The 23,896-nt window shown below is 46.1% G+C and carries 17 protein-coding genes; 9 read left to right on the forward strand and 8 right to left on the reverse strand.

Features of this window, described 5'->3' with window-relative positions:
- Positions 1–14 precede the first annotated feature (14 nt).
- The 4 genes from QMG91_RS18465 to QMG91_RS18480 form a co-directional block, all read right to left on the reverse strand.
- On the reverse strand, positions 15–2,126 hold the full coding sequence (locus tag QMG91_RS18465; RefSeq protein ID WP_022560551.1) for a type I secretion system permease/ATPase: 2,112 nt from the start codon (positions 2,124–2,126) through the stop codon (positions 15–17).
- A gap of 18 nt (positions 2,127–2,144) precedes the next feature.
- Entirely contained in the window at positions 2,145–4,055 is a 1,911-nt protein-coding gene (locus tag QMG91_RS18470) for a bifunctional diguanylate cyclase/phosphodiesterase (RefSeq protein ID WP_281831379.1), read from the reverse strand.
- Positions 4,056–4,060: 5 nt separating this feature from the next.
- Entirely contained in the window at positions 4,061–4,714 is a 654-nt protein-coding gene (locus QMG91_RS18475) for a transglutaminase-like cysteine peptidase (protein WP_404819622.1), read from the reverse strand.
- Positions 4,715–4,826: 112 nt separating this feature from the next.
- Complete coding sequence (locus QMG91_RS18480; RefSeq protein WP_004404631.1) at positions 4,827–6,218, reverse strand: HlyD family type I secretion periplasmic adaptor subunit; 1,392 nt, start codon at positions 6,216–6,218, stop codon at positions 4,827–4,829.
- Positions 6,219–6,564: 346 nt separating this feature from the next.
- Between QMG91_RS18480 and pdxH the strand changes: the two genes are divergently transcribed.
- Positions 6,565–7,203 (forward strand): pyridoxamine 5'-phosphate oxidase, encoded by a 639-nt coding sequence (gene pdxH / locus QMG91_RS18485; protein ID WP_004404628.1) that lies wholly within the window; start codon positions 6,565–6,567, stop codon positions 7,201–7,203.
- 76 nt (positions 7,204–7,279) lie between these two features.
- Here the strand turns inward: pdxH and QMG91_RS18490 are convergent, their stop codons facing one another.
- The gene (locus QMG91_RS18490; RefSeq protein WP_004404626.1) at positions 7,280–8,041 is read right to left on the reverse strand and encodes a heparin lyase I family protein; all 762 of its coding nucleotides are present in this window, start codon (positions 8,039–8,041) and stop codon (positions 7,280–7,282) included.
- Between the two features lie 1,074 nt (positions 8,042–9,115).
- Complete coding sequence (locus QMG91_RS18495) at positions 9,116–9,820, reverse strand: helix-turn-helix transcriptional regulator (RefSeq protein ID WP_022560554.1); 705 nt, start codon at positions 9,818–9,820, stop codon at positions 9,116–9,118.
- A gap of 459 nt (positions 9,821–10,279) precedes the next feature.
- Here QMG91_RS18495 and QMG91_RS18500 point away from each other — a divergent pair, with 459 nt between their 5' ends.
- Genes QMG91_RS18500 through QMG91_RS18515 form a run of 4 tightly spaced genes read left to right on the forward strand, consistent with a single transcriptional unit; the run spans position 10,280 to position 13,792 of the window.
- Positions 10,280–11,161 (forward strand): metal ABC transporter substrate-binding protein, encoded by an 882-nt coding sequence (locus QMG91_RS18500; RefSeq protein ID WP_004404621.1) that lies wholly within the window; start codon positions 10,280–10,282, stop codon positions 11,159–11,161.
- Entirely contained in the window at positions 11,158–12,042 is an 885-nt protein-coding gene (locus QMG91_RS18505) for a metal ABC transporter ATP-binding protein (protein WP_004404620.1), read from the forward strand. The genes QMG91_RS18500 and QMG91_RS18505 overlap by 4 nt, the downstream gene beginning before the upstream one ends.
- Positions 12,043–12,044: 2 nt before the next feature.
- Entirely contained in the window at positions 12,045–12,920 is an 876-nt protein-coding gene (locus tag QMG91_RS18510; RefSeq protein WP_269190034.1) for a metal ABC transporter permease, read from the forward strand.
- The gene (locus QMG91_RS18515) at positions 12,920–13,792 is read left to right on the forward strand and encodes a metal ABC transporter permease (protein WP_281831384.1); all 873 of its coding nucleotides are present in this window, start codon (positions 12,920–12,922) and stop codon (positions 13,790–13,792) included. Before QMG91_RS18510 ends, QMG91_RS18515 begins: the two co-directional genes overlap by 1 nt.
- A gap of 77 nt (positions 13,793–13,869) precedes the next feature.
- Here QMG91_RS18515 and QMG91_RS18520 read toward each other — a convergent pair whose 3' ends face one another.
- A complete protein-coding gene (locus tag QMG91_RS18520) occupies positions 13,870–15,693 on the reverse strand; it encodes an SUMF1/EgtB/PvdO family nonheme iron enzyme (protein WP_281831385.1) in 1,824 nt (607 codons plus the stop codon).
- A gap of 130 nt (positions 15,694–15,823) precedes the next feature.
- On the reverse strand, positions 15,824–16,927 hold the full coding sequence (locus tag QMG91_RS18525) for a PEGA domain-containing protein (protein ID WP_281831386.1): 1,104 nt from the start codon (positions 16,925–16,927) through the stop codon (positions 15,824–15,826).
- Positions 16,928–17,346: 419 nt separating this feature from the next.
- On the opposite strand from QMG91_RS18525, the gene QMG91_RS18530 reads away from it, so the two are divergent.
- The 4 genes from QMG91_RS18530 (at position 17,347) to putP (ending at position 23,847) form a co-directional block, all read left to right on the forward strand.
- On the forward strand, positions 17,347–18,141 hold the full coding sequence (locus QMG91_RS18530) for an AraC family transcriptional regulator (RefSeq protein ID WP_004404613.1): 795 nt from the start codon (positions 17,347–17,349) through the stop codon (positions 18,139–18,141).
- Between the two features lie 296 nt (positions 18,142–18,437).
- Positions 18,438–21,560 (forward strand): bifunctional proline dehydrogenase/L-glutamate gamma-semialdehyde dehydrogenase PutA, encoded by a 3,123-nt coding sequence (gene putA, locus QMG91_RS18535; protein ID WP_281831387.1) that lies wholly within the window; start codon positions 18,438–18,440, stop codon positions 21,558–21,560.
- A gap of 11 nt (positions 21,561–21,571) precedes the next feature.
- Positions 21,572–22,270 carry a 1-pyrroline-5-carboxylate dehydrogenase gene (locus QMG91_RS18540; protein WP_281831388.1) on the forward strand — a complete coding sequence of 233 codons (699 nt, stop codon included), beginning with the start codon at positions 21,572–21,574 and terminating at the stop codon, positions 22,268–22,270.
- 89 nt (positions 22,271–22,359) lie between these two features.
- The gene (putP, locus tag QMG91_RS18545; RefSeq protein WP_281832662.1) at positions 22,360–23,847 is read left to right on the forward strand and encodes a sodium/proline symporter PutP; all 1,488 of its coding nucleotides are present in this window, start codon (positions 22,360–22,362) and stop codon (positions 23,845–23,847) included.
- Positions 23,848–23,896: the final 49 nt, after the last annotated feature.

Here is a 23,896-nt window from a genome sequence, read left to right on the forward strand (position 1 = left end):
TGAATCTAAGGAGTTTATGAAGCGCGTACCCGACCCTGCTTAAGGTTGTTGAGTACTTGTTCTTTTGGTCCATCAGCAATAACTGCCCCTTTTTCCATCACAATTACCCGATCAACCACGTCCAGCATTGAGGTTTTATGGGTAATAAGGATAAGGGTTTCACTCTTCTTCAAACTCAATAGCTGATGCTTAATGTGCATCTCTGAGCGGTTATCCATTGAGCTGGTTGGTTCATCCATCAGCAAAACAGGAGGACGACCTATGAACGCACGGGCAATCGCTACAGACTGACGCTGACCACCAGAAAGTAAAATCCCGCCTTCTCCGACCTGACGTTCCAGTCCAGCCGGGTCCTGCTGAGTAAATACCGTTACACCGCCTCGGTTGGCAGCATCCAGCACCTCTCGGTCGTCTACCAAAGGTTGTCCCAGAGTAATGTTGTCGCGAATAGAACCGTAAAACAGAGTGATGTCTTGTGGTACACAGCCTATATTGCGTCTTACATCCACATGGTGAAGCTGAGCTATATCAGTCTCATCAATACGCACATTGCCTTGTGTCGGCTGGTACAAGCCCATAATCAGACGTTCAATGGTCGTTTTTCCTGAACCAATACGCCCGATAATGGCGACTTTTTCTCCGGGATTTATGGTGATGGACACATCCCGCACGGCAGCAAGTTCTGAGTCCGGGTAATTGAAGGTGACGCGATCCAGTTCGATTTTTCCCTGAACAATAGGGCGGTGGATGTAGCGCTTTCCTTCTTCCTGCTCGTCTGGCATTGACATGACCTGCTCAATAATCGTCATTGACGATTTGGCCTGATTGTAGCGAGTGGACAACAATGAAAGTTGAACCAAAGGACCTACTGCACGCCCGCTCAGCATGGTGGCAGCGATCAATCCACCCATGGTCAGGTCGCCTTCGGCAATCAGGTAAACCCCGACAATGATCATGCCGACATTCGATGTCTGCTGAATAAACCCAGCAGCATTCTGGATAGAATCGGTGATGCGGCGGCTCTTAATATTCCAGTTTGCCATGTGCGCAACCGCTTCTTCCCAACGGTATTGGAACTGGCTTTGCGCACCAAAGACTTTTACCGTCTCCAAGCCCGCCAGACTCTCAATCAGGTTGGCGTATTTTTGCGAAGCGAGGCGAGAGCCCTCTTCAATGCTTTTTCTTAATGGTCCCTGAATCAGCATCGAATGGATGATCAGAATCAGAATACCCACAATAGGAACGATAACCAGATTCCCCGCCACCAGCCAGATGACGACCAGGAAGAGTAGGGCGAACGGCAGATCAATCAGAGAAGAGACGGTTGCCGACGTAAAGAATTCTCTAATTGACTCAAACTCCTGCAAGTGTCTGGCAAAAGCGCCAACCGAAGCCGGACGTGACTCCATGCGGATGCCCATGACCTTGCTGAACAGCTTGGATGAAATCAGGACATCCGATTTTTTACCCGCCACGTCGATAAAGTAACTTCGCAGCAATTTGAGTAAAAAATCGAAAAGGAAAACCACAAATATTCCGGATGCCAGCACCCACAAAGATTCAAACGCGAGGTTTGGGACGACTTTGTCGTACACCAGGCGGGTAAACATAGGGGCGGCAATCGCAAACACATTGATCAGAATCGAGGCGATCAACACGTCTCGGTAGATGTGTTTCGATTCCAGAAGCGTGCTCCAGAACCAGTGACCATCTCTTGGTTTGAGTATTTCAGGTGAGCGTTCGTCGTAACGGAACTGCTTTTTCACCAGAAAATAGCGACCGATGTACTGCTGTTTCAGTTCATCAAGAGGCAGCGAGATAGGCATCAAATGAGAATCTGCGGTGACGACTTCTGCTTCTTGCGTTTCACTGTTTACGCTCACCAGTACGCAGGCGTCTCCACCACGAAGAAGTAATACTGCAGGCAGAACCAGCTCTGGAATTGCTTCAAATTCTGTACGGTTTTCTCTGGCAACCAAGCCCGCCCGCTCAGCAGAGCGAGGAAAAAGAAAAGGCGTCAGCTTACCATCGGCTAAGGGTAAACCGCTGACAAGTGCCTCAGGCGAATTCGACATCCCATAGTATCGGCTGATGTACACCAGGGAGTTCAGTAAAGGATCTTGCATCCTGATAGACCTTAAAACTTATTTATCAACAATGAAGCCTTGGAATGCTTCAATAAAGTGCTCAGATAGGAAGTCCAACTGTGCCTGAGTTTCTACCCGCGATGCGATGGTCTTAATGCCAAGGTTGTGCGCCGTACGCGAGATGGAAGTGAGTGTATACTTCTGCTTCTCATCATCTATCTGATGGGTGTACAGATAATCCAATTTAACGTAAGCCGGTCTGAATTCGTTGATGTACTCCAAAGAATGGAAATGTCGCCCGTAGTTATCGACACCAAAATCGGCCCCTGCACTGCGTATCGCGTGACAGATCAGCGCAGTATGGTGCTGGTGGTTGATAAAGCAGGACTCTGGGATTTCAAAGTGCAGTTTGTTCACCAATGCCTGATTCTTCGTCAGGATTTTGGTTAACCAGCGGATGAAACTAGGTTCGCTGACACTGCTCACGGTCAGGTTGATAGCCAAGGTATCCGTCAGCTCACGTGAGCGCAGTTTGTCGAGCATGGAGGTGATAACGAATTGGTCAAAAATATGACCCGCGTTCAGTTGCTCCAGCGCGAACAGATATTGGTTTGCGGTAAAGCGTTCACCATTTTTCTCAATCGCAGAGAAGACTTCTCGGTGATATGTCGCGCCAGTGGTGGTGTTCGCATTCTGAAGTTTGAACTCCACCCATTGATTACCGATGGCTTCTTCCACCAGAGTGCGCCATTGCTGTTTACCCAGAAGTACGTGGTTTTGCTTATCCGTAACCAGACCATATGGCTTATCAGGGTGAGCGTGGGCTTTAGACAGGGCGTTATCCACCAGCGACAGTATTTCGGTAGTGTTCTTACGATTTTCGTTGTAAACCACGCCTAAGAAAGCAGCGGCTGGCGCCGTTCCGGTAGGATCTGGTCGAATGTCCTGGGTGTAATTCATGATGCTTTCAGACACCATGCGCAGTTCGCTCTCTTCAAGGTTTGGCAAGATGAAGCCAAACTCTGCAGTGTTGATACGAGCCAGCGTAACATCAGGAGAAGAAGTGGTCGCCTTGAGCAAAGCTGCCAGTTCTTTCACTAAACTGTCACCTACCTCGTAACCTTCGTCGTCGTAGGCATCTTTGATGAAGGTGGCCTGTAAGATCGCCACACCGCCAATTGCGGACTCATTCAGCCAGGTGTTTAGCTGACCAATAAAGAAGGAACGGTTACCCAACTGAGACACAGGGTCCATGTACGCGCGTTCACGCAATTGTTGCGCTTCACGAGCCTGAGCTTTAAAGCTTTTCTCCACTTGCGCCGACATGGCATTGATGCCGTCAACTACGGCAATCAGATCGCGAGTACGTGGACGTTCAAGAGGTTCTCCAAAGTGGTTGTTCGCCACTTCTTCCATTTTCTGAATGATGAGTGTCAGAGGTTTCAGTGCTCGCCTTACCACCGCAGAAATCACCACCACACCAATAATGAAGATTCCTGTAAATAAGGTGACTAAGCTGGTTAGAGCCTGCCAGAGCTGAAAGTACGCATCACCAGGGTGACTGATGATTTCAACTTCTGCCAGCTGAAGCCAGCCACTGGTGACCACCCGCCGGTCGTGAATGGTTCGAAATAAATCTAAGTTGGTAAACCAGTCCGGGATATCGTGGTTTTTGATGGGGTAAGTACGGACAATTTCTTTGTCATTACTTAAAAAGATGAGTCGGACAGCGGAATAGGAACTGCCATCAAACAGGGCGTTAATAACGGACTCCACTGCGACTTCATCCTGATTTTCAAGATAAGGTGCAAGGGCAAGCCCCACCGTATTGATGGTATTGTTCACTTCGGAGCGCTGTTGTTGCTCTAGGAAGTTACGCATGATATTGAACTCGATGGCGAATACCGAGGTCATCAACAGCAGAAATACTGCCAACATCCATGCGACTAGCTGTCTATATAAAGTCATGGTGCTTACTCATCATAATTAATAATGGGTTTATTCAACTTCAAAGTTTGTTCGCGAGAGCGCAAATCATTCCATAGGCTCAGGCGAGACGATTTTCCTGCTAACTTACCGCTGGCTTTTTCTTTCATCAGCCATAGGTTTTTACCGTTAAAGCTGTAAATAGGTAATAAGTCGCGGCGTTTAGAAGCGGGTTTGATATCTGGAATCAAGTTATCCAAAATCAAAGGCTGCGAGCTTGGTGTACGATAGTACGCTAAAACCATGTGAAACTGATTTAATTCAATGGCTTTAACGTACACTAACCGTAATTTCTTGTCTGGGACACCTAACTCAAGCAGAGAGAAATATTTTGCAATTGTGAAATCTTCACAGTCACCAGCAGCACTCCCCAAAAACTCAAGAGGAGTCGCCCAGTAGTCCTTTCGACCCCATAGCTTGATGTCGTCAACAAAGTACATCTGATTGAAGAAATTGTTCACGGCTTCAAGCTGTTGGCTCTCTTTGAGCGTGTGGAAGTCTGCAATGCCTTCTCGCCATGCCGAAACACGTTTAGCGGCGCGATCCCCGTAAGTCCCGCGCACAGCTTCCACCCAGCGCTGCTCTTTTTTATTGAGCGCGCCTGAGGTAAAAGAAAGTGACAGCAAGCACGCCAGAAGCATGCCTGCCTTTAATCGGTTGAAGACCATCAGCGATAAAACTCAGTTAAAAACAAACTGAACCAAATGTAGATGGGCGGTTTCTCCGAAGAACACTCATGTGTTTCTCCCCCAATTATTCACGCAAAGCCGTTTGCTGGGCGCGTGAGATAGGTTTCAATAAATAATCCAGAACAGAGCGCTTGCCTGTAATAATATCGACCGAGGTAGTCATCCCCGGAATGATCGGAAGCTGCTCTGAGTGACCAAAACTGTCTTGCAATGTGCGAACACGAACAAGGTAAAAGCTATTGCCTTCCTCGTCCTGAATGGTGTCAGCACTGATGTGTTCCAGAATTCCCTCCAGTCCGCCATAACGAGTAAAATCATAAGCACTGAATTTAACGATAGCAGGCAGACCTGGTCTTAAAAAGGCAATGTCCTGAGGGGCGATTTTCGCTTCTACTAAAAGGGTGTCTTCAGTTGGAACGATTTCAACCAGATCCATGCCTGGCTGAATAACACCACCAACCGTATTGGTGTGAAGTTTTTTGATGGTTCCCGTCACTGGTGAAACCACAATAGTACGGTTTACACGATCTTCCAGACCCACCGTCGATTCCGTCAGAGAAGACAGTTTATCCTGTGCCTGATTGAGTTTTTCCTGTTGCTCGGAACGGAACTTCAAAGCAGCATCGATTCGGCTGAGAATGGCTTCACGGATTGCAGAAGTCAGAACGGGTACTTTAAGTTCGGTCGATGTCAGTTCTCGACCTGTGTCGTTCAGTTGTCTTTCGAGTTTTAGCAGCTCAATACGAGGGACGATACCTTCATTGGCGAGCGGCTTAGTGATGTCGAGTTCTTTTTGGGCAAAATCATAGCTGCGCTTTAGGTTGTCGACACGGGCTTTGATTTCGACTAAGTCTTGTTGCTTCTGCTTTACTTGCTGGTCCAGTAGAGAAACCTGGTTTTTCAGATTATTGAGATCTTGCGTGTATTCGGCATACTGACGCTCAACAAGTTGTGGATCGTTTTCTGTTAGTTGTTCTGGGAAAATCAGCTTATCTGTTTCGATGACTACACTGTCTCTCCAGTTATCGGGATCCAGGTCTTCACGGATCTTAATGCTGGCAATGGAAGCCGAAAGCTGCAACACACTCGCCGTCAGGTTAGTGACTTGTTGTTCTCTTTCTCTGAAGTCAGAACGGAAACGTGTGTCATCAATCAGCAGGAGTTGCTGACCTTTTTCAACCAGTTCACCTTCATGAACCAGAATCTTTTTCACCAGCCCGCCTTCCAGGTTCTGAACAACCTGCAATTGTGAAGAAGGGATGACCTTGCCTTGCCCGACCGTGACCTTATCTATGTGTGCCCACGCAGCCCATCCGATGGCGATGGCAAAAAACAGTACCACGACCCACAACAAAATCCTTGCACTACTCGGCGTGTTCAACAGCAATGCTGCCGTTTTGTCGTCCACGTAGTCCAACTCTTTTGAGTCCAGTTTTTTGAGGCTCTTAGTGTCCATGAAGTTTCCTTGCAACGGAATAGACGTAAATTAAAGGGTAAAGAGGTGTGTGACCTCTACAGAACAATGTCTTTATTATCTTGAAGCAATTTTCGTGCTTATGCTTCTGAATCTTATTATCGGATTAATAAATTGTTAAGTTGTTCATTTAATTATAATCAAAATGTGGCGTGCATTAGCTTCACTTCTTTACCTTTTCTAAGAAAAATTGCCAAAATTAGGACCATTAATTGCCGCTGGTGGAAATATTAAGGGGAACATTGCCACTTTTTTGGCGGAAAAACGTAAATGACTTGAGTTCCCATAACCTTAAGCGCAAAATCGTCGAAAACCAGAAGGAGTAGAAATGGAACTTTCAGATATTCGTCGCGAATACACCAAGGGCGGGCTGAGACGCCGAGATCTCAAGGCAGACCCTATCGAGCAGTTTAATTTTTGGTTGCAGCAAGCTGTTGATGCCAAGCTGACTGACCCAACGGCGATGACGGTGGCGACGGTAGACGAGAATGGTATGCCATTTCAACGCATCGTTTTGCTAAAAAGTGTCGACAAAGATGGCTTTGTTTTTTATACCAATTTAGGTAGCCGTAAAGCCCAGCACCTGGAAAATCATAGCAAGATCAGCCTTCACTTCCCGTGGCACCCTCTGGAAAGGCAAGTTCATGTGACTGGAATTGCTCACAAGTTGAGTGCTATGGAAAACATGAAATACTTTTCTTCTCGCCCAAAAGAAAGCCAGATTGCGGCAATTGCGAGTAAGCAAAGTAGCCGTCTTTCAGCGCGAAGCATGCTGCTCAGTAAATACATGGAATTAAAAAAGCAATTTGAAGAAGGGGAAATTCCTGTCCCGACTTTCTGGGGAGGTTTCAGAGTGAAACCTGAAAGTATGGAATTCTGGCAGGGAGGTGAACACCGACTTCACGATCGTTTCTTGTTTACTAAAGAAGACGAACAGCATTGGGACATTGATCGCCTCGCACCATAGAATCGGCATTTTTTAAAAATTCTATACAAAAACGCCACACTGCTTAGAGTGTGGCGTTTTTTTGAAAGAATGTGACTTAGTTTGCTAGCTCGTAGTACTTAACATTCTTGATGTTCAACTCGATTTCTTCGTTATCGGTTTCCCAGCCCGTTGGCTTGTAGATACCAAACTTGATGTAAGGTTTGTTTACATCGTTGTACGTATTGGGACCACATACGTCTGACATAACTTCGTCGTTAATTTTAACTGTCAGACAAGCGTCTTTATCGTAAGAAAGCTCACCGCTTAGCTCAATGGTGTACCAGGTGTTTGGCTCGTAGTAGTAATCGCTGAATAGTTTTCTGTATTCAATTGAGTTACCAGTGTTACCACAAGTACCGTTGGTTGTTGTTGAAATACGGTCTTCGTCCCAGCGGTTATACATTCTCAAGGTTCCGTTCACAGACTCCAGAGCCATGATTGGGCAGCGCCACGCTTCACCTTGATCTGGTCTTGAGTGAAGCTGGAAGTAGCTGTGCCAGCGGTTGTAGTGTGCAAAGTTGTCGTTAGTCTTGAAATCAAAGGAAAATTTAAACGGGGTATCACGCTTAACGACATCTTGTATTGCGAACTCACAGCGCTTACGGTTAGGCGCTTTGTTCAGTTTCATTGTGGTTGTTTCGTGGTATCTCATTAAGTTAACTGAAAGTAAATCGAAGCTACATTCAATGTGAACTTTCTCATTCGGGGTTTTAAGACCACCTAAGTCCAACTGATCGTATACGACTCTCCACATGTTTACTGGTTGTGCACTTACCGAAAACGCAAAGCCTGCTAGAAGAAGTGTTAAAGCTCTCATAATTTTCACCTACTAATAAAAAGAAATACGATTGAATTTCAAAGTTTTGCGACATAAGAACCCTTCTTATTTCTCGAAGAAAAATAATTGTTTAATAGAAAAAACAGATTTCTAAATGCTAAAGTCTGTATTTTGTTTTTATAAATCCAATAATATTAAAAAGTTAAAGTTTATTGATTTTAAAAACTATCTATTTACGGTTTTTTATATGTGGCGATAACAATCCAATAATTAATTTGTATCTCTAAAGTTATTACAAAAAGTTCGGAACCATTGTCGCGTTCCACTCTTGCCTACACCGAGAATATTAAAGTTTCTTTTTGAGTGGAAAAATTTCTAAATGGCTCAGAATGATATTTGTACAAAATTGAAAACAAAGATTTGATCTTCATTCCATAAAATTATTTACTACCCTAAAATAAAAGTTGAATAGTATGTGATTTTAGTGGCTTTTGTCTTTTAAGGTGTTGATTTTAAATTTTTTTTTAATTAAAGAGAAACTGGTTTTATATTAAAAGTTCAAACTTTAAATATCAGCTCAAAATTAAAGGTTTTGCCCATTTTTGCTTAGATTTTAACTTTCAAAAAAGGCTCAATTGTCAAAGTTAACTTTATATGTGGTAAGGGGTTATGTGTAATTACTGAGACTTTAGCTGTGAAGTGTAAATATTTATTACATTTACGCGGTTCAGATTGAAATGAGCTCCAATACGGTATTTTTAAACCATTAAGTGAAGGAAAAACGACGTTTAAATGTTTCGTGTTTGTAAATGAATGTGTAAGAGGAGTTGGAATATGATCGGAGTGAAGAGCCAAATAATAACGTGTATGAGCCTAGTGAGATGGTTTTTCTAAATGTGTATTGATGGTTACATTTTGAATACACAATATCTTAAAAATTTCATATTCAGTTCTAAATATTTAAGTGCCTTTCTGATTTCTGGTTTAATTGGCAATATAACGTTATGTAATAAAATGATTTATTGGCTCTATCAATGAATTTAGATGATTTGTTTTGTAGCTTATTCGCCAAGTGGAAGGACGGATGTAAAGGAAAAGCGTTTATCTATCGAGTCAAATGTTGTGGCTCAGTACAACCGATATCTGATGTTTAAGTAAACTTTCAGGAATCACTGAACCAAACCCCTCATCTAAAGCGAGTTCAATCAGCTCGTTTTTTGTACTTGCCCCAAATTTGTTTCGCAATCTGGCAACGTGTCCTTCTACCGTTTTCACAGAAATGTTCATGGCGTTTGCGATGAACTGAGGTTTTTTTCCGTATAGCAAGAAGAAAAGAACCTGCGATTCTCGTTGGTTGATTTTTTTAGGCGTACTGCAAAGAGTGCTTGAGTAGAGGTCTCGTTTCAGGCTTTGACCTGTCGCTCTGCAAATCCAGTGTCCAACCTCCAGAATGGCGGTGTCTTCAAGTTCTTGTCCGTGGAAAATAACGCCAACGATTTCATTGTTCTCGTTGAACCAAGGGGTTTTAGTAAAAATGTGGGCGCGCCATTTTCCGTCGGGGTAGGGGTGGATATCGAGGATCTTGAGGGTTTGCTTGGTTTCCATGACATAGACGTCCTGCCTTCGGAAATCGGTAGCACACAAAGTAGAAGGGCTGGAGATATCAAAATCGGACTTACCTATGCAGTCGAGATGATTGTCTAACCCTATCAGATTGCCAAACGCTTTATTGGCGTAAACAAAAACTGAGTTTGTGTCTTTGCAGCCCCAACATCCCGGAATTTGATCGATAATAGATAAGAGAGTTGTGTTGGGCACGATATTCGCTCTGTTGTACTGCGTTACTTGTCAATAATCATATCAGTCTCATAATTAAGAAGACAGCGCATGTTATATGTTCAAGTGAACTCGTTTAAAAAAAAGCCAGCTTGAGGGAGCTGGCTAACACAAGATACATCTTGTCGACGTGTAGAAGAGGTTATGATCAACTTCAGGGTCTAAGTGATCATAACGATACCTTAGCGATATCAAGAGGTAACTGCACTGGACTGCAGCTAACTCTATGACAGTTAAGATAAAACAGGTTTTTTTTCGGAAAAAGGGGGGAATTCCCCCCTTTTGAAGGAAAATCTGATTAGATTCGACAAATTTCGTATTATTATTCATCTGAAGCACGTGATTTTGGAGATTTAGGGCAAGTAAATTTCCTAGTTTTTATTGAAATGATAATAATTATCATTTACGATTCTTGCCAACTTATTAACTCAGGACGATATAATGAAACAAGTTTTAGCCCGGTTGGGATTATGTAGCCTTTTATTAGTGCCAGGTTTGGCAGTTGCAAAGTTGAAAGTAGTAACGACGTTCACCATCATTCAAGACATGGCACAGAACGTGGCTGGCGATGCAGCTGAAGTGGTTTCTATTACCAAACCTGGCGCCGAAATTCACGATTACCAACCCACCCCAAAAGATATTGTTAAAGCGCAATCTGCTGATCTGGTCATGTGGAATGGTATGAATCTGGAACGCTGGTTCGAGCGCTTCTTCAGTAACATCAGCGGCGTACCTTCTGTAACGCTAACGGAAGGCATTGCACCGCTTTCAATCTATGAAGGCCCTTATCAGGGTAAACCGAATCCTCACGCTTGGATGTCTACCAGCAACGCACTTATCTACATCGAGAACATCCGTTCTGCGTTAGTTAAGCATGATCCTGAGAATGCAGACACTTACAACAAGAACGCAAAAGCTTACGCTGACCAAGTTAAACAACTTGATGCTCCGATTCGTGCGCGTATGGATGCCATCCCAGCAGACAAACGTTGGTTGGTGACTAGTGAAGGTGCATTCAGCTACCTGGCGAAAGACTACGGCTTAAAAGAAGCGTACCTGTGGCCGATCAATGCTGATCAGCAAGGAACTCCTAAGCAAGTTAAGTCTCTAATTGACAAAATTCGTGAAAATCAGATTCCAGTTGTGTTCAGTGAGAGTACAATCTCTGATAAACCTGCAAAACAGGTTGTAAGGGAAACTAATGCTAAGTATGGCGGTGTGCTATACGTAGATTCCCTGTCTAAGCAGGATGGACCAGTACCTACCTATCTGGACCTTCTTAAAGTAACCACCCAAACAGTAGCGGATGGCTTTGCGTTATGAGTTCGATGTCGGCCAGCTTAGAAGTATCCAACGTTGGTGTGACATACAACAACGGCTTCACAGCGATAAACCACGTCAACTTTTCTCTTGATGGGGGCACTATATGTGCCCTCGTCGGGATCAATGGCGGCGGTAAATCGACCCTTTTTAAAAGCATTATGGGCTTAGTGAAGCTCTCTTCAGGTGACATTTGTGTATCTGGAATGACGATAAACAAAGCCCTGAAGAGCAACTTAGTGGCGTATGTACCACAAAGTGAAGACATAGACTGGGATTTCCCGGTATTAGTTGAAGATGTAGTGATGCAAGGTCGCTACGGCTTTATGAATTTTCTGCGTCGCCCAAGCAAAACCGACAAACAAAAAGTCGCGGATGCCATGGACCGAATGGGCATTTCTCAACTGGCAAAAAGGCAGATTGGCGAATTGTCTGGCGGGCAGAAAAAACGAGTCTTTCTTGCACGGGCTTTGGCTCAGGAAAGCAAAACCATTCTTCTCGATGAACCGTTTACGGGTGTCGACTTCACCACTGAAAATGCCATCATGCAGCTTTTAAGAGAGCTGCGAGCTGAAGGCCACCTGATTTTAGTGTCTACCCATAACCTCGGGAGCATTCCAGACTATTGTAATGAAGTGGTGTTTATCAATCGTACCGTTATTGCAGCAGGTTCCCTGGATGTGACTTTCACTCAGCAAAACCTGGAAGCCACGTTTGGTGGCGTACTGAAACACGTTGGTATTCCGGGTGAAGAGCTACATAACGATGAAGATCGTCGTGCGGTTACCATTATCTCGGATCACGAAAAACCCGCAGTGTTCTACGGAACGGGTCGACACGACTCTACACTGATCAGTGAAGCACAACATCAGGCGGACAAATAATGCTGGAATACTTGTTAGAGCCACTCAGCTACCAGTACATGCTCAATGCGATTTTCGCTAGCGCAATCGTCGGTGCTGTGTGTGCATTCCTCTCTGCTTTCCTGATGTTAAAAGGCTGGTCACTGATCGGTGATGCTTTGTCTCACTCGGTGGTTCCGGGTGTTGCCGGAGCGTATGCTCTTGGGTTGCCATACGCCGTGGGCGCTTTCTTTTCTGGCTTTCTTGCTTCCATCAGTATTGCGGCTCTGAAATCGCTTTCTCACCTGAAAGAGGACGCGATCATTGGTTTCATTTTCACCACCTTCTTTGCAGCGGGTTTGCTGTTAATTTCACTTAACCCGACTTCAATTAACGTCCAGTCCATCATTTTCGGCAATATTCTGAGTATTGGTCCCGAAGACCTGTACCAGATCGTCATCATTTCTGTTGTGTCTCTGATAGTGCTTGGCGTTCTCTGGAAAGACCTCATGCTGGTGTTCTTTGATGAAACACAAGCGTCTGCAGTGGGTCTTTCGCCAGTAAAACTGAAAATCTTATTCTTCACTCTGTTGAGTGCCTGTACCGTTGCGTCTCTTCAGACGGTTGGTGCCGTTTTGGTGATCGCCATGGTGATTACTCCAGGTGCAACGGCTTACCTGCTTACTGATCGCTTTGGCTGGTTACTGGTTATTGCAACAAGTATTGGTTTGCTAAGCAGCGGTCTGGGGGCGTACATCAGTTACTTCCTGGATGGTACAACGGGTGGCATCATTGTTCTTATCCAAACTGTTTTGTTCCTGCTTGCTTTCTTATTTGCACCGAAATACGGCTTGTTTTCGGATCGTGTTGCCGCGCTGAATCGCTTGGGAAACGCCGGTAAAGTGGCGAGGGACGCGTAATGGAAGCCTTAATCAGCTGGGTTATTGAACCCTTCCAGTACCCGTTTATGATGCGAGCTTTGTGGGCTGGTCTCGCCGTTGGTGGCGTGTGTGCAGTTTTGTCCTGCTATCTAGTTTTAAAAGGCTGGTCACTAATGGGAGACGCAATCTCTCACGCCGTTTTGCCCGGTATCGTGGTTGCTTATGTCGTTGGTATTGCTTTGCCAATCGGAGCCTTTGTGTCCGGTTTGCTGTGTGCTTTGCTAACGGGATACATCAAAGAGAACAGTCGGGTAAAAGAAGACACCGTGATGGGGATTGTGTTCTCTGGCATGTTTGCGCTTGGTTTAGTTATGTTTGCCAAAATCGAAACCGAACAGCATTTGTTGCATATTCTCTTCGGTAACATGCTTGGTATTAACGACTTTGAATTCTGGCAAACAGTGATCATCTCTGTGGCGGTTTTCTGTGTCATGCTTATTTTTCGTCATGACTTCCTGCTCTACTGCTTTGACAAGAGCCATGCGCGCGTTGTGGGGCTCCCAGTGACCCTTCTTCACTATGCGCTCTTGGTTATGCTTGCATTGACCATTGTCGCCACGATACAAGCTGTAGGCGTGATTATGGTGGTTGCTATGCTAGTCGCACCAGGGATCACCGCCTTCGTCTTAACCAGAAAGTTCAGCACCATGCTCTGGATTGCGTTGTCAGTTTCTATTGGTTCTACTTTGGCAGGCACCTTGATCAGTTTCCATATCGATGGAGCAACCAGTGCTTGTATCGTATTGGTTCAGGCGACGTGCTTTATTGTTGCGCTTACCTACTCAAAGGTGAAAACACACTTGGGAAAGGTTAAACCCTCAACCGTGGCACAGACAGAGTGCCGTGAATAGAATTAGTTCCTAGATCTCAAGATGAATGGTACAAAAAAGGGCTCCCAAGTTGGGAGCCCTTTTCAATTCTGTAGAAGCTAGCTTTTGTCTAGCTGCCTTACGATTCGAAAACCAATATAGTTGGTAGTGGCATTTGGAGAAACCTCCAGTGTTTCATGAGCGGCGGCTTTCGCCGGGGCAAAGCTCCAGGCTCCACCTTTCGCACTGCCGAAACGGCTGCCAGTCCACTCCCAGACATTGCCCACCATGTCGTATAAACCCAGTGCATTAGGTCTGAACGTGTTTACTGGAGAGCTACTGGTATTGGACCATTTGGTTCCACCCCAGCCGGTATTGGCTTTGCCGCTACCGAATTCGTTACCCCACCAGTAAGAAGCAGACGAACCTGCGCGTGCCGCGATTTCCCACTCTTGCTCCGTTGGAAGGCGGTACTGATAGCCCGTTTTCTGACTTAGCCATTTGGTGTAGGCTTGCGCGTCTTTGCGACTCAGGCAAACCACTGGCGACATATCGCTTTGCTTGAAACCAGGCTGACGCCAGAAGTTTCCTTTTACTGAAAGTTCTACGCTGTTTTCCATAGTAGAACAGGTCTGATTTTTTTCAGCAGAGGTTTTGTACCCAGTGTCATTAACGAAGGTGGCAAACTGCTTCACGGTGATTGGCGTCGCTGAAATTGAGTAGGCTTTAGCGAGGTTAACCTGCTGCTCGCCACCTTTCCCGATGAAATACTTTCCAGCACCGACAACGACCATTTGAGGGGCGGACTGGTTAGCACTCAGTTGGTCAGCAAAAGCTTTACCAGAGCGAGGAACGTTAGCTTTTTCTACCAGAACGGCGCGCAGCGTGCCATCCTGACGTAAAGTCATATCGCGATTGAACGAACGGAAACCATCTTTCACTACGCTGACGGTGTGCGCACCAGTAGGCAGCATGATGTCGACCGGAGTCGTTCCATAGCTCACGCCGTTGATTAGGACACGGTCATCATACTGGTTTGAACGCACTGTCAGTGTTACCCAACGAACCTCTTTCTGAGGGCTCGACATTTCCTGCTTTTCGCTAGGATCGAAACAGTATGCGGAATCAATATCCAAAAGTCGGCATGCAGCATTTTGAGAAGGGCGTGATTCAACGGCAACTTCCAGCTTAGCCTGAAACTGTCCGCCATCAATAAACCCGGTTCTGACTGGCTGATGGTTAACAACATGAATGTTCAGTGTTGCCTGCTGGACATGTTGCTTCACCAGATCATTTTCTGTGGTGTTGTCGATGAGCGCAGACTGGAAAAGGTTCACTGCTTTTTGCAGAGCAAGCCCGGTTGACTGCTCCTTACACTGAGCAAGGGTGGCGTCCTGAGCACAATTATGAACATAAGATACCGTCTGAGACGTCTGGCGAGTCAATTCGCCTTGAAGGCGCTGTGCACGAAGTCGGTAGTGGCTGTCTTCCAAACCCAGCAGCTCAGCGTCTAACTTTACGCCTTCAGCTTTGGTGGAAGAAAGCTTAATACGCTGTTCTTGAATGTCGTGCTGAATATCCAGTTGGTTTTGCTGATTCTGTTTCAAGCGAGCCCAGGCATCCTGATACGCTTTCTGGCTTGAAGAAAGATCCAGATCAGGGTCTTCCAGCATTTGAGCGTATTGCCTTTCAAGCGCCTGTTTGGCTTTTACACGCGTGTTTTCCAGCGTAGAAGCTTCCTTCTCTGCCTGGTCTAACTCCGCATTGAGCCGTCGTATTGTTGCCTGAATATCCGTTTGCTGACTCACGGTAGACTGGATTTCAGCCTTCTTCGAACTAATTGCCTCTGAAATGCTTGCGATATCCAAACTCTCAGCTGTTGCTGAAAATGGCATCAGGCTCGGTGAAAGAGCCAACAAAAGCGCTGGTAATCCTTGTCTCATGTTCAGTTCTAATTCGTGTTGTTTGCTGTACTAAAGCGCCATTTTGCCGCGATCAAAGTGCTTTGATGCAAACAAAATGGCGATGAAAAATGCTCGTTATAAAAGTCAGTAACCAGTAACAACCTTGGCGTTACCCATGTTTTTCGGGGCGAAGTTTCACCCAAATGGTGTCGTTACCATTGATTGTGATCTGACGATTGTATGTTTCAAAACCTTCTTTTGAAACCGTAATTTGGTGGCGACCTGCAGGCAGCACCAATTCGACAGGTGTGCTGCCGTAACGCACACCATTCACTGTCACGTCGTCATCGTATTGATCGGAGCGAACGGTAATGTTTGCCCAGCTTTTATCGGTATTCGATTTAGATGTCACTTTGGCTTCTGTGTAACAGTAACGGTTGGCAACACCAAGCAGTTTACACGCGGCTGTTGCTTCTGGTTTTGCCCGAAGCTGAGCTTGCATATTGGTGAAGTAGCTGTCGTCACCAGAGAAGCCACTTTTAATAATCTGACTGTCCTGAACATGAATGTTTAACTGGACACCCTGAAGGTTCTGCTTTGCGATGTTGGATTCAGTTAGCTGATCAACTAAGCGGGACTTAAACGTGTTAACGGCTTTTTGCTTGGTCAGATGTTTACCGCGATTAGCACAGTCACGCAGTGTCATGCTCGCAGAACAAGTCGTTTTGTAGCTGGTTTCAAGAACTGCACTCTCGCGAAGTTCGGCTGCCAGTCGTTTAACTCGGGCTTCTACACGCGATTCTTGTAAATTCTGGTTTGCAGCATTGAGGTGAGCTTGCTGCTGTTGCAGTTGAGACAAGCGCATTTCGCTCTCGCTCACAAGATGCTGCTGGCTCAGTTGCTCTTTCTGGTTGTCTTTAACCGCAGTCCAGGATTCCTGATATTGTTTCTGGAACCCTGACAAGTCGATATCAGGTTCTTCAACCAAACGAGTGAATTGTTTATCGAGGGCGCTTTTCGCACGGTTTCGTTTTGCAACCAGTTCGGTGTATTCACGTTTCAGTTGCTCAGATTGTTGCTTGAGTTGGGAAAGCGTTTTGGCTTCGCTGGCGTGTTCGTCATCAACCGAATCAATTTTGGCTTGATTCTGGGTAATTTTCTCATCGATTTCTGCCACCAAATCAACGCTTTGAATCTCTTCAGCCTGTAAAGTGGTTGGTAGCCAAACTGGGGTAAGCGCAAGCAAAAGCGCTGGGATTCGACGTTTGATCATAAGTCCCTGCATGATAATCATTTCGTAAGCCACCCTATTGCTCTGATAGGGGTAGTATTTTGGCGAGGTGAAGCTGTATTTATCGATACGTTTCAAAACCGCCTAGCCATTAAGTTTTTTGAGCTAATGAGTAAAGACTCATGTCGTCCAACTTATTGAACTCTAAAAAGTCTAACCCGTCTTTGAGAATTTCACAATTTTCTTAGTTTTGATATAAAAAAATGCGATTAAAGTGGATTGAGCAAGCATTGACCGTAATTTATGTGCACTTGATCATTGTTCCGTGAAATGTAACCTTTTTTGACTCAAGTTAAAGCCCGCGGGTACACTGCATTCTTATGTTGTGTTGGTTGTTGTGATCTTGCTTCCGCTTTCATTCCCACGCAATCAGCGTAAGACTCTGAATTTCCGGTGTTGCCATGAAGTATAACAACATTCACGGTGGTCCAAAGCCAGCCGAACTGATCACTCTTCCAAGTGAAATGAATAACCATGATCATGAATATACCCAGATCGTTATCGGGTTAAATGGTCAGGCAGAATTCGATGTAGCGGGTGTCGGAAATTTCATCGGACCCGGACAGGGTTGTGTGGTTACCGCGTCTTCCCAACATGCATTCGGAGGAATTGGCAAATCAGACATTCTTGTACTGAATATGCCGTTAATGACCGAACACGACCCGCTTATATTGAACAAACTCAATGAGCTTGGAAAGAAAGACATCTATTTCCAGCTCGATAACCAGATACAGCAACTGATTGCAATGCTTGTTACCGAGATGCGCAATAGCCCAGAGGATGAGCTGTTGAGCCGAGCGTGTAATGACACGGTTGTTGCCTTACTTCAGCGCCATCTAAAGTCTTTTCAGGCATTACAGAAAGATGCCCGATTGGATATGGATGCAGTAGACCGATATATTGAACAGCACTTGAGCCACAAAATTTCTGTAGCACAACTGGCTGGCAGTGTGTTTTTAGGCGAAAGTCAGTTTCATATGTTGTTTAAAGAGCAAACGGGCATAACACCTCACCAATATGTGCTTGGCAAGCGTATTGATACGGCGAAAAATCTGATTGAGCAGGGGAATTTAAGCCTTGGTCACATCGCAGAGCTCACTGGATTTTCGGGGCAAAGTACTTTTACTCACACCTTCTCACGTCTTCAGGGAATATCCCCCTCAGTCTACAAAAAGCGTTTGCTTAACAAGCCTTAATCCCTACTTGTATACCAATTTTTCTTGTTCAACAAAGAGTTAGATAACTGGAAATAGGATGAGAAATCAATTGGCTATGAATGTAACGAAACGTTAAAAATCCACATTGTTAATTGCATAATATTGCATAAACTGTCGCGATTTTCCTGTGATCATGTTTTTACTTTGTTAAAAATCCGACTTTTTGCCAAAAAAGCCGGAGTTTTTGACAAGTATCTCGCTCAAGCTCAAAATACACTGCTACCCATTGTGGATGAACCCGATATTTTGTTCGGGCATGAGATTGAGGAAAACGCATGTTTACAGCAACAGATGTGTTGACGAAAGAGTTCGTTGAGCAGCCGCTTGACCGACTTTGGTCACTGATCTCGCCATTGTATATGGTGGAAGAAACCCAATGGCTAGAGCAATTAATCCCATTAGCTCAGCCTTCTGACGACGAAAAGCGTGCTACAGAAGAAAAAACGACAGCATTGATTAACGCGATTCGTGCAGACAAAGAAGCGGTACAAATGATTGATGCGCTTCTTCTGGAATACAGCTTAGACACTCAGGAAGGCATCTTACTGATGTGTCTGGCAGAAGCCTTGATGCGTATTCCTGACTCGGCGACGGCGGATGCTCTTATTCGCGACAAGCTAAGCGTTGCGGATTGGAAATCTCACCTTAAGAATTCTGACTCTGTGTTTGTTAACGCCTCGACCTGGGGATTGATGTTAACCGGCAAAGTGGTTGGTCTTAAAGATTCAGACAGCAAATCTCCAACTCAGGCAGTTAACAGCCTGGTCAACAAGCTTTCAGAGCCTGTGATTCGTAAAGCCATGCATCAGGCAATGAAAATCATGGGACACCAGTTTGTTTTGGGTCGCACTATTTCTGAAGCGCAGAAAAACGGTCGCAAGATGCGCGACAAAGGCTACACCTACTCTTTTGATATGTTGGGTGAAGCAGCGCTGACAGAAGCAGACGCAAACAAATATTTCAAAGATTACATCATGGCTATCGAGGCAGTGGGTCGCGACAAATACGGCTTAGAAACCAGCCCAGCGCCATCAGTCTCGATTAAGCTTTCTGCTCTTCATCCACGTTACGAAGTGGCAAACTTTGAACGTGTAATGGATGAAATGTATTCCACTGTTCTCAAGCTGCTTGAACGTGCTCGCGAGCTGGATGTCGCCATTACAATTGATGCTGAAGAGGCTGATCGTCTTGAGCTATCTCTTCGTCTGTTTGAAAAACTCTATCGCAGCGAAACGGTAAAAGGCTGGCGTAAGTTTGGTCTGGTTGTTCAGGCATATTCAAAACGCGCGCTTCCGGTGTTGGTCTGGCTAAATGGGTTGGCAAAAGAGCAGGGTGACTTGATCCCACTTCGTTTGGTGAAAGGGGCTTACTGGGACAGCGAAATCAAATGGTCACAGCAAGGTGGCTACGATAACTACCCAGTTTATACCCGCAAAGAAGCAACGGATGTTGCTTACCTGGCTTGTGCCCGTTTCCTTCTTAGTGAGGAAGTACGTGGCAACATTTTCCCTCAGTTTGCCAGCCACAACGCTCATACCGTTACGGCTATCGCCGTGATGGCTCAGCATAAAGACTTCGAGTTTCAGCGCCTGCACGGCATGGGCGATGCGTTATACGAGCACGCAATGGCGGCTTACGGTCAGTCGGTGCGTATCTATGCGCCAGTGGGTAGCCATAAAGACCTGCTGCCTTACTTGGTTCGTCGCTTGTTAGAGAACGGTGCAAACAGCTCCTTTGTTCACCGTTTGGTGGATGCACGCTGCCCGGTTGAAACCTTAACGCACCACCCGGTTGATTCTTTGCTGGCATTCCCAACTCTGAATAACACCAAGATTCCGCTTCCCGGCGCAATTTTTGAAGATCGCGCAAACTCGATTGGCGTGAATATTGATATTGAAAGTGAAGCCGAAGCCTTTGAAAAGGCGGTGCATTCATTTGATCAGCGCCAATGGCAGGGTGCCCCGATTATCAATGGTGAAAGCCGTTTCGAAAGCATGATCAAGGATGGCATTCATCCTACCTCTGTGACTGCTCCATACGATCGCACCAAACAAGTCGGACAAATTGCTTTTGCAACCCTTGATCATGTTTCCGAAGCACTAGACGTTGCTGCAGCAAATGTTGAAAGTTGGAAGAGCCAGAGCACACAAGCTCGCGGCGCTTACCTCAACACATTGGCTGACCTAATGGAGCGTGATTTGGCTGAGCTGGTGGCGATTTGTCACCACGAAGCAGGTAAGACGATTCATGACAGCATCGATGAAGTTCGTGAAGCAGTTGATTTCTGTCGTTTCTACGCCAACAACGCCAATGAACTGACTACACCAACCAGTATTACGGCGTTTGATGGTTCGACCAAGCAAGTGACTCGTGAAGGTCGTGGAGTATTTGTATGTATCAGTCCGTGGAACTTCCCACTGGCGATATTCCTCGGGCAGGTAACAGCCGCACTGGTTGCCGGTAATACGGTTGTTGCAAAACCTGCAGAACAAACCAGCTTGATTGCAGTTAAAGCCATTGAGTTGATGCAAGAAGCGGGGTTCCCAGCAGGTGTGATTCAGCTTCTTCCGGGCATCGGTCGTGAAATTGGTAGTGCCTTGACGTCCCACCCCGCGATTGCAGGTGTGGCATTTACAGGTTCGACAGAAACGGCTCAGCGCATTAATGCGACTCTGGCTAGCCGAGAATCAGCTCCAGTTCCTTTCATTGCTGAAACAGGCGGTCAGAACGCGATGATTGTTGACAGTACTGCCCTGCCAGAGCAAGTCGTCCGTGATGTAATGCGTTCGGCGTTTGCATCCGCGGGTCAGCGTTGTTCTGCACTACGTGTTCTTTACGTTCAGGAAGACATCGCCGATCGAATCGTTGCTCTGATTCAGGGGGCGATGGCTCAGCTGGATGTTGGTCTGCCATACCTTCACAAAACCGATGTCGGTCCGGTGATCGATGAAACAGCGAAGACGAATTTGCTGGAACACATTGAGAAAATGAGCAGCAGCCAAAAGCTGATCGCTCAGGCTGAACTTTCCCACGCGTGTGCCAATGGAGACTTTGTTGCGCCTTCTGCGTTCGAAATCAGCGATATCTCTGTGCTGGAAAAAGAAAAGTTTGGCCCGGTTCTGCATATCATTCGTTTCAAAGCTAATCAGCTAGCCGATGTGGTTAAGCAAATCAACGATACAGGTTTTGGTTTAACAATGGGCGTTCATAGCCGCAATGAAACCACTTATCGCTGGATTGAAAAGCATGCACGTGTGGGTAACTGCTACATCAACCGCGATCAGGTCGGTGCGGTGGTAGGGGTTCAGCCATTTGGCGGGCAAGGTCTGTCTGGCACTGGTCCGAAAGCAGGTGGTCCTCACTACCTGATCCGATTCACTCAAGCCGTTTACGCATAAGGAGAACCGATATGGTACATCAAGTCACTTGTTTTTCAGATGCTTACTCTGCATGGGAAAACTGGAATCTGACCAGCTACGAACAACGCAGTGCTGCGGTTCTGTCACTCAAGCAGGAACTGGCGCAAACCGAACTGGGTCTTGAGCCAGTGTTTCGTTATCACCTTGAGCAAGGTGAAGGGCTACTGGAAAATGCCCAGCTAATGCCAGGACCCACTGGTGAAACGAATGAGCTTTACACCGCGGGTCGTGGAGTGAGTTTGTTGATTCAGGACGAAGCATCGCAAGGTGCGCGTCAAGCCATTGTGGCACAGTTGGTTTGCGCGTTGTTAGCAGGCAACACAGTGGTTCTGAGCTCTGATGATGACGCCCTGACTCAGGCGATAAGTCAGGCTGTGTCTTCGGCAACATTGCCAGCCAATATTTTGCAAACTATACCGAGAGAATCTGCGCAGGAAATCTTAGAGAGCGATGTTCGCTCACTGGGTTATGCCGGTTCTCCACAACAGGAAATTCTTTTGAACAGAAGTCTTTCCGAGCGAAGCGGTGCCATCGTTTCGTTCATTAGTGAAACGGATCTTGTCGGTTTACCGACGTCCTTAGATCCCTTCCTTGTTCTGCGCTTCGTGACTGAGCGAACGCGCACCATCAACATTACGGCAGTAGGCGGAAACGCGACCTTGCTTGAGCTGGGTAACGACGGCCACTAGCCAATCTCATGCCGACCCTTTTCTGGTGATTAATTTAATCGGAGAAGGGTCACATGGAAGAAAAACAATAAAACGAGGAGTTTTATATGATCGAGAATAGCTTTGCTATTACCGGTACCTTTATTGCGTATCTCATTTTGATGCTTGCAATCGGTGTTATCGCTTATAAGCGTACGTCCAGTTCCAGTGATTACTTCCTGGGAGGCCGTTCGCTTGGTCCTTGGCCTGCGGCTCTGTCTGCTGGCGCTTCAGATATGAGTGGCTGGCTGCTGCTTGGCTTGCCAGGTTATGCTTATGCGGCGGGTATTGAAGCGTTCTGGCTAGCTGGTGGCTTGCTGGTGGGTACTTGGGCAAACTGGCTGATTAATGCTAAGCGCCTTCGCACGTACAGTATTACGACTGACGCTCTGACATTACCTGAGTTCCTGTCACGTCGTTTTCATGACAATTCCAAACTGATTCAGACAATCTCTGCTTTCTTTATCCTTTTGTTCTTCCTTTTCTATACCAGCTCCGGCTTGGTTGCGGGCGGAAAACTGTTTGAAACGGTCTTTGGATTGGATTACACCACAGCGGTAGTGATCGGAACAGTATGTGTGGTTTCCTACACACTATTCGGTGGTTTTCTTGCGGTATCCTGGACGGATCTGGTGCAAGGTCTGCTGATGGCAGCGGCACTGATGATCGTTCCAATTGCAGCAATGAATGGTGGATTTGGTCAACTGGTTACTGATCTGGAAACCATTAACCCAGAGTTGCTAACACTCTGGAATGACTCAAAAGGTGAACCACTGACCGCCATTGCAATCATCTCTCTGGTTGCATGGGGCTTGGGTTACTTTGGTCAGCCGCATATTCTGGCTCGATTCAAGGCATCCCGAAGCAACAAAGATCTGACAGCTGCGCGCCGCATTGCTGTCGTATGGTCTGGTCTGTCAATGGTCGGTGCCATGCTGGTCGGTGTGGTTGGACTGGTGTATCTGAATGGTCAGGGCAGCAACTTAGCTGATGGAGAGAAAATCTTCATGCTACTTGTGAATGCTATGTTCCATCCAGTGATTGCCGGTATCTTGCTGGCGGCTATTCTGGCAGCCATCATGAGTACTGCGGATTCTCAGTTGCTCGTCTCTTCTTCAGCGTTGGCAGAAGATTTCTACAAGCAAGTCTTCAACAAAGATGCGACGCCTGAACAAGTGGTAACGGTAGGTCGTGCTGCGGTCATTCTGCTTTCATTGATTGCATTGTTCCTGGCGATGAACCCAGACAGTTCTGTTCTTGGGTTGGTGTCTTACGCTTGGGCAGGTTTCGGTGCGGCGTTTGGTCCTGCCATCGTTCTTAGCCTGTTCTGGGCAGGCATGAATCGCAATGGTGCGCTTGCAGGTATCCTAGTGGGTGGTATTACTATTGTGGTATGGAAGCAACTGTCTGGCGGTTGGTTTGACGTGTACGAAATCGTACCGGGTATCATCTTCTCAACTATCGCGATTGTAGCGGTGAGTAAGCTAACTGGTGAACCTTCTGATGAAGTAAAAGCTCAGCACGCAGAGTTTGAAAAACAGCTCAAAGAGCTTGATTAACTAAAAATCATGCAGTTAACGAAAACGCCCTCCATTTTGGAGGGCGTTT

Source organism: Vibrio nigripulchritudo, from assembly GCF_027924785.1.
Lineage (GTDB): Bacteria > Pseudomonadota > Gammaproteobacteria > Enterobacterales > Vibrionaceae > Vibrio > Vibrio nigripulchritudo.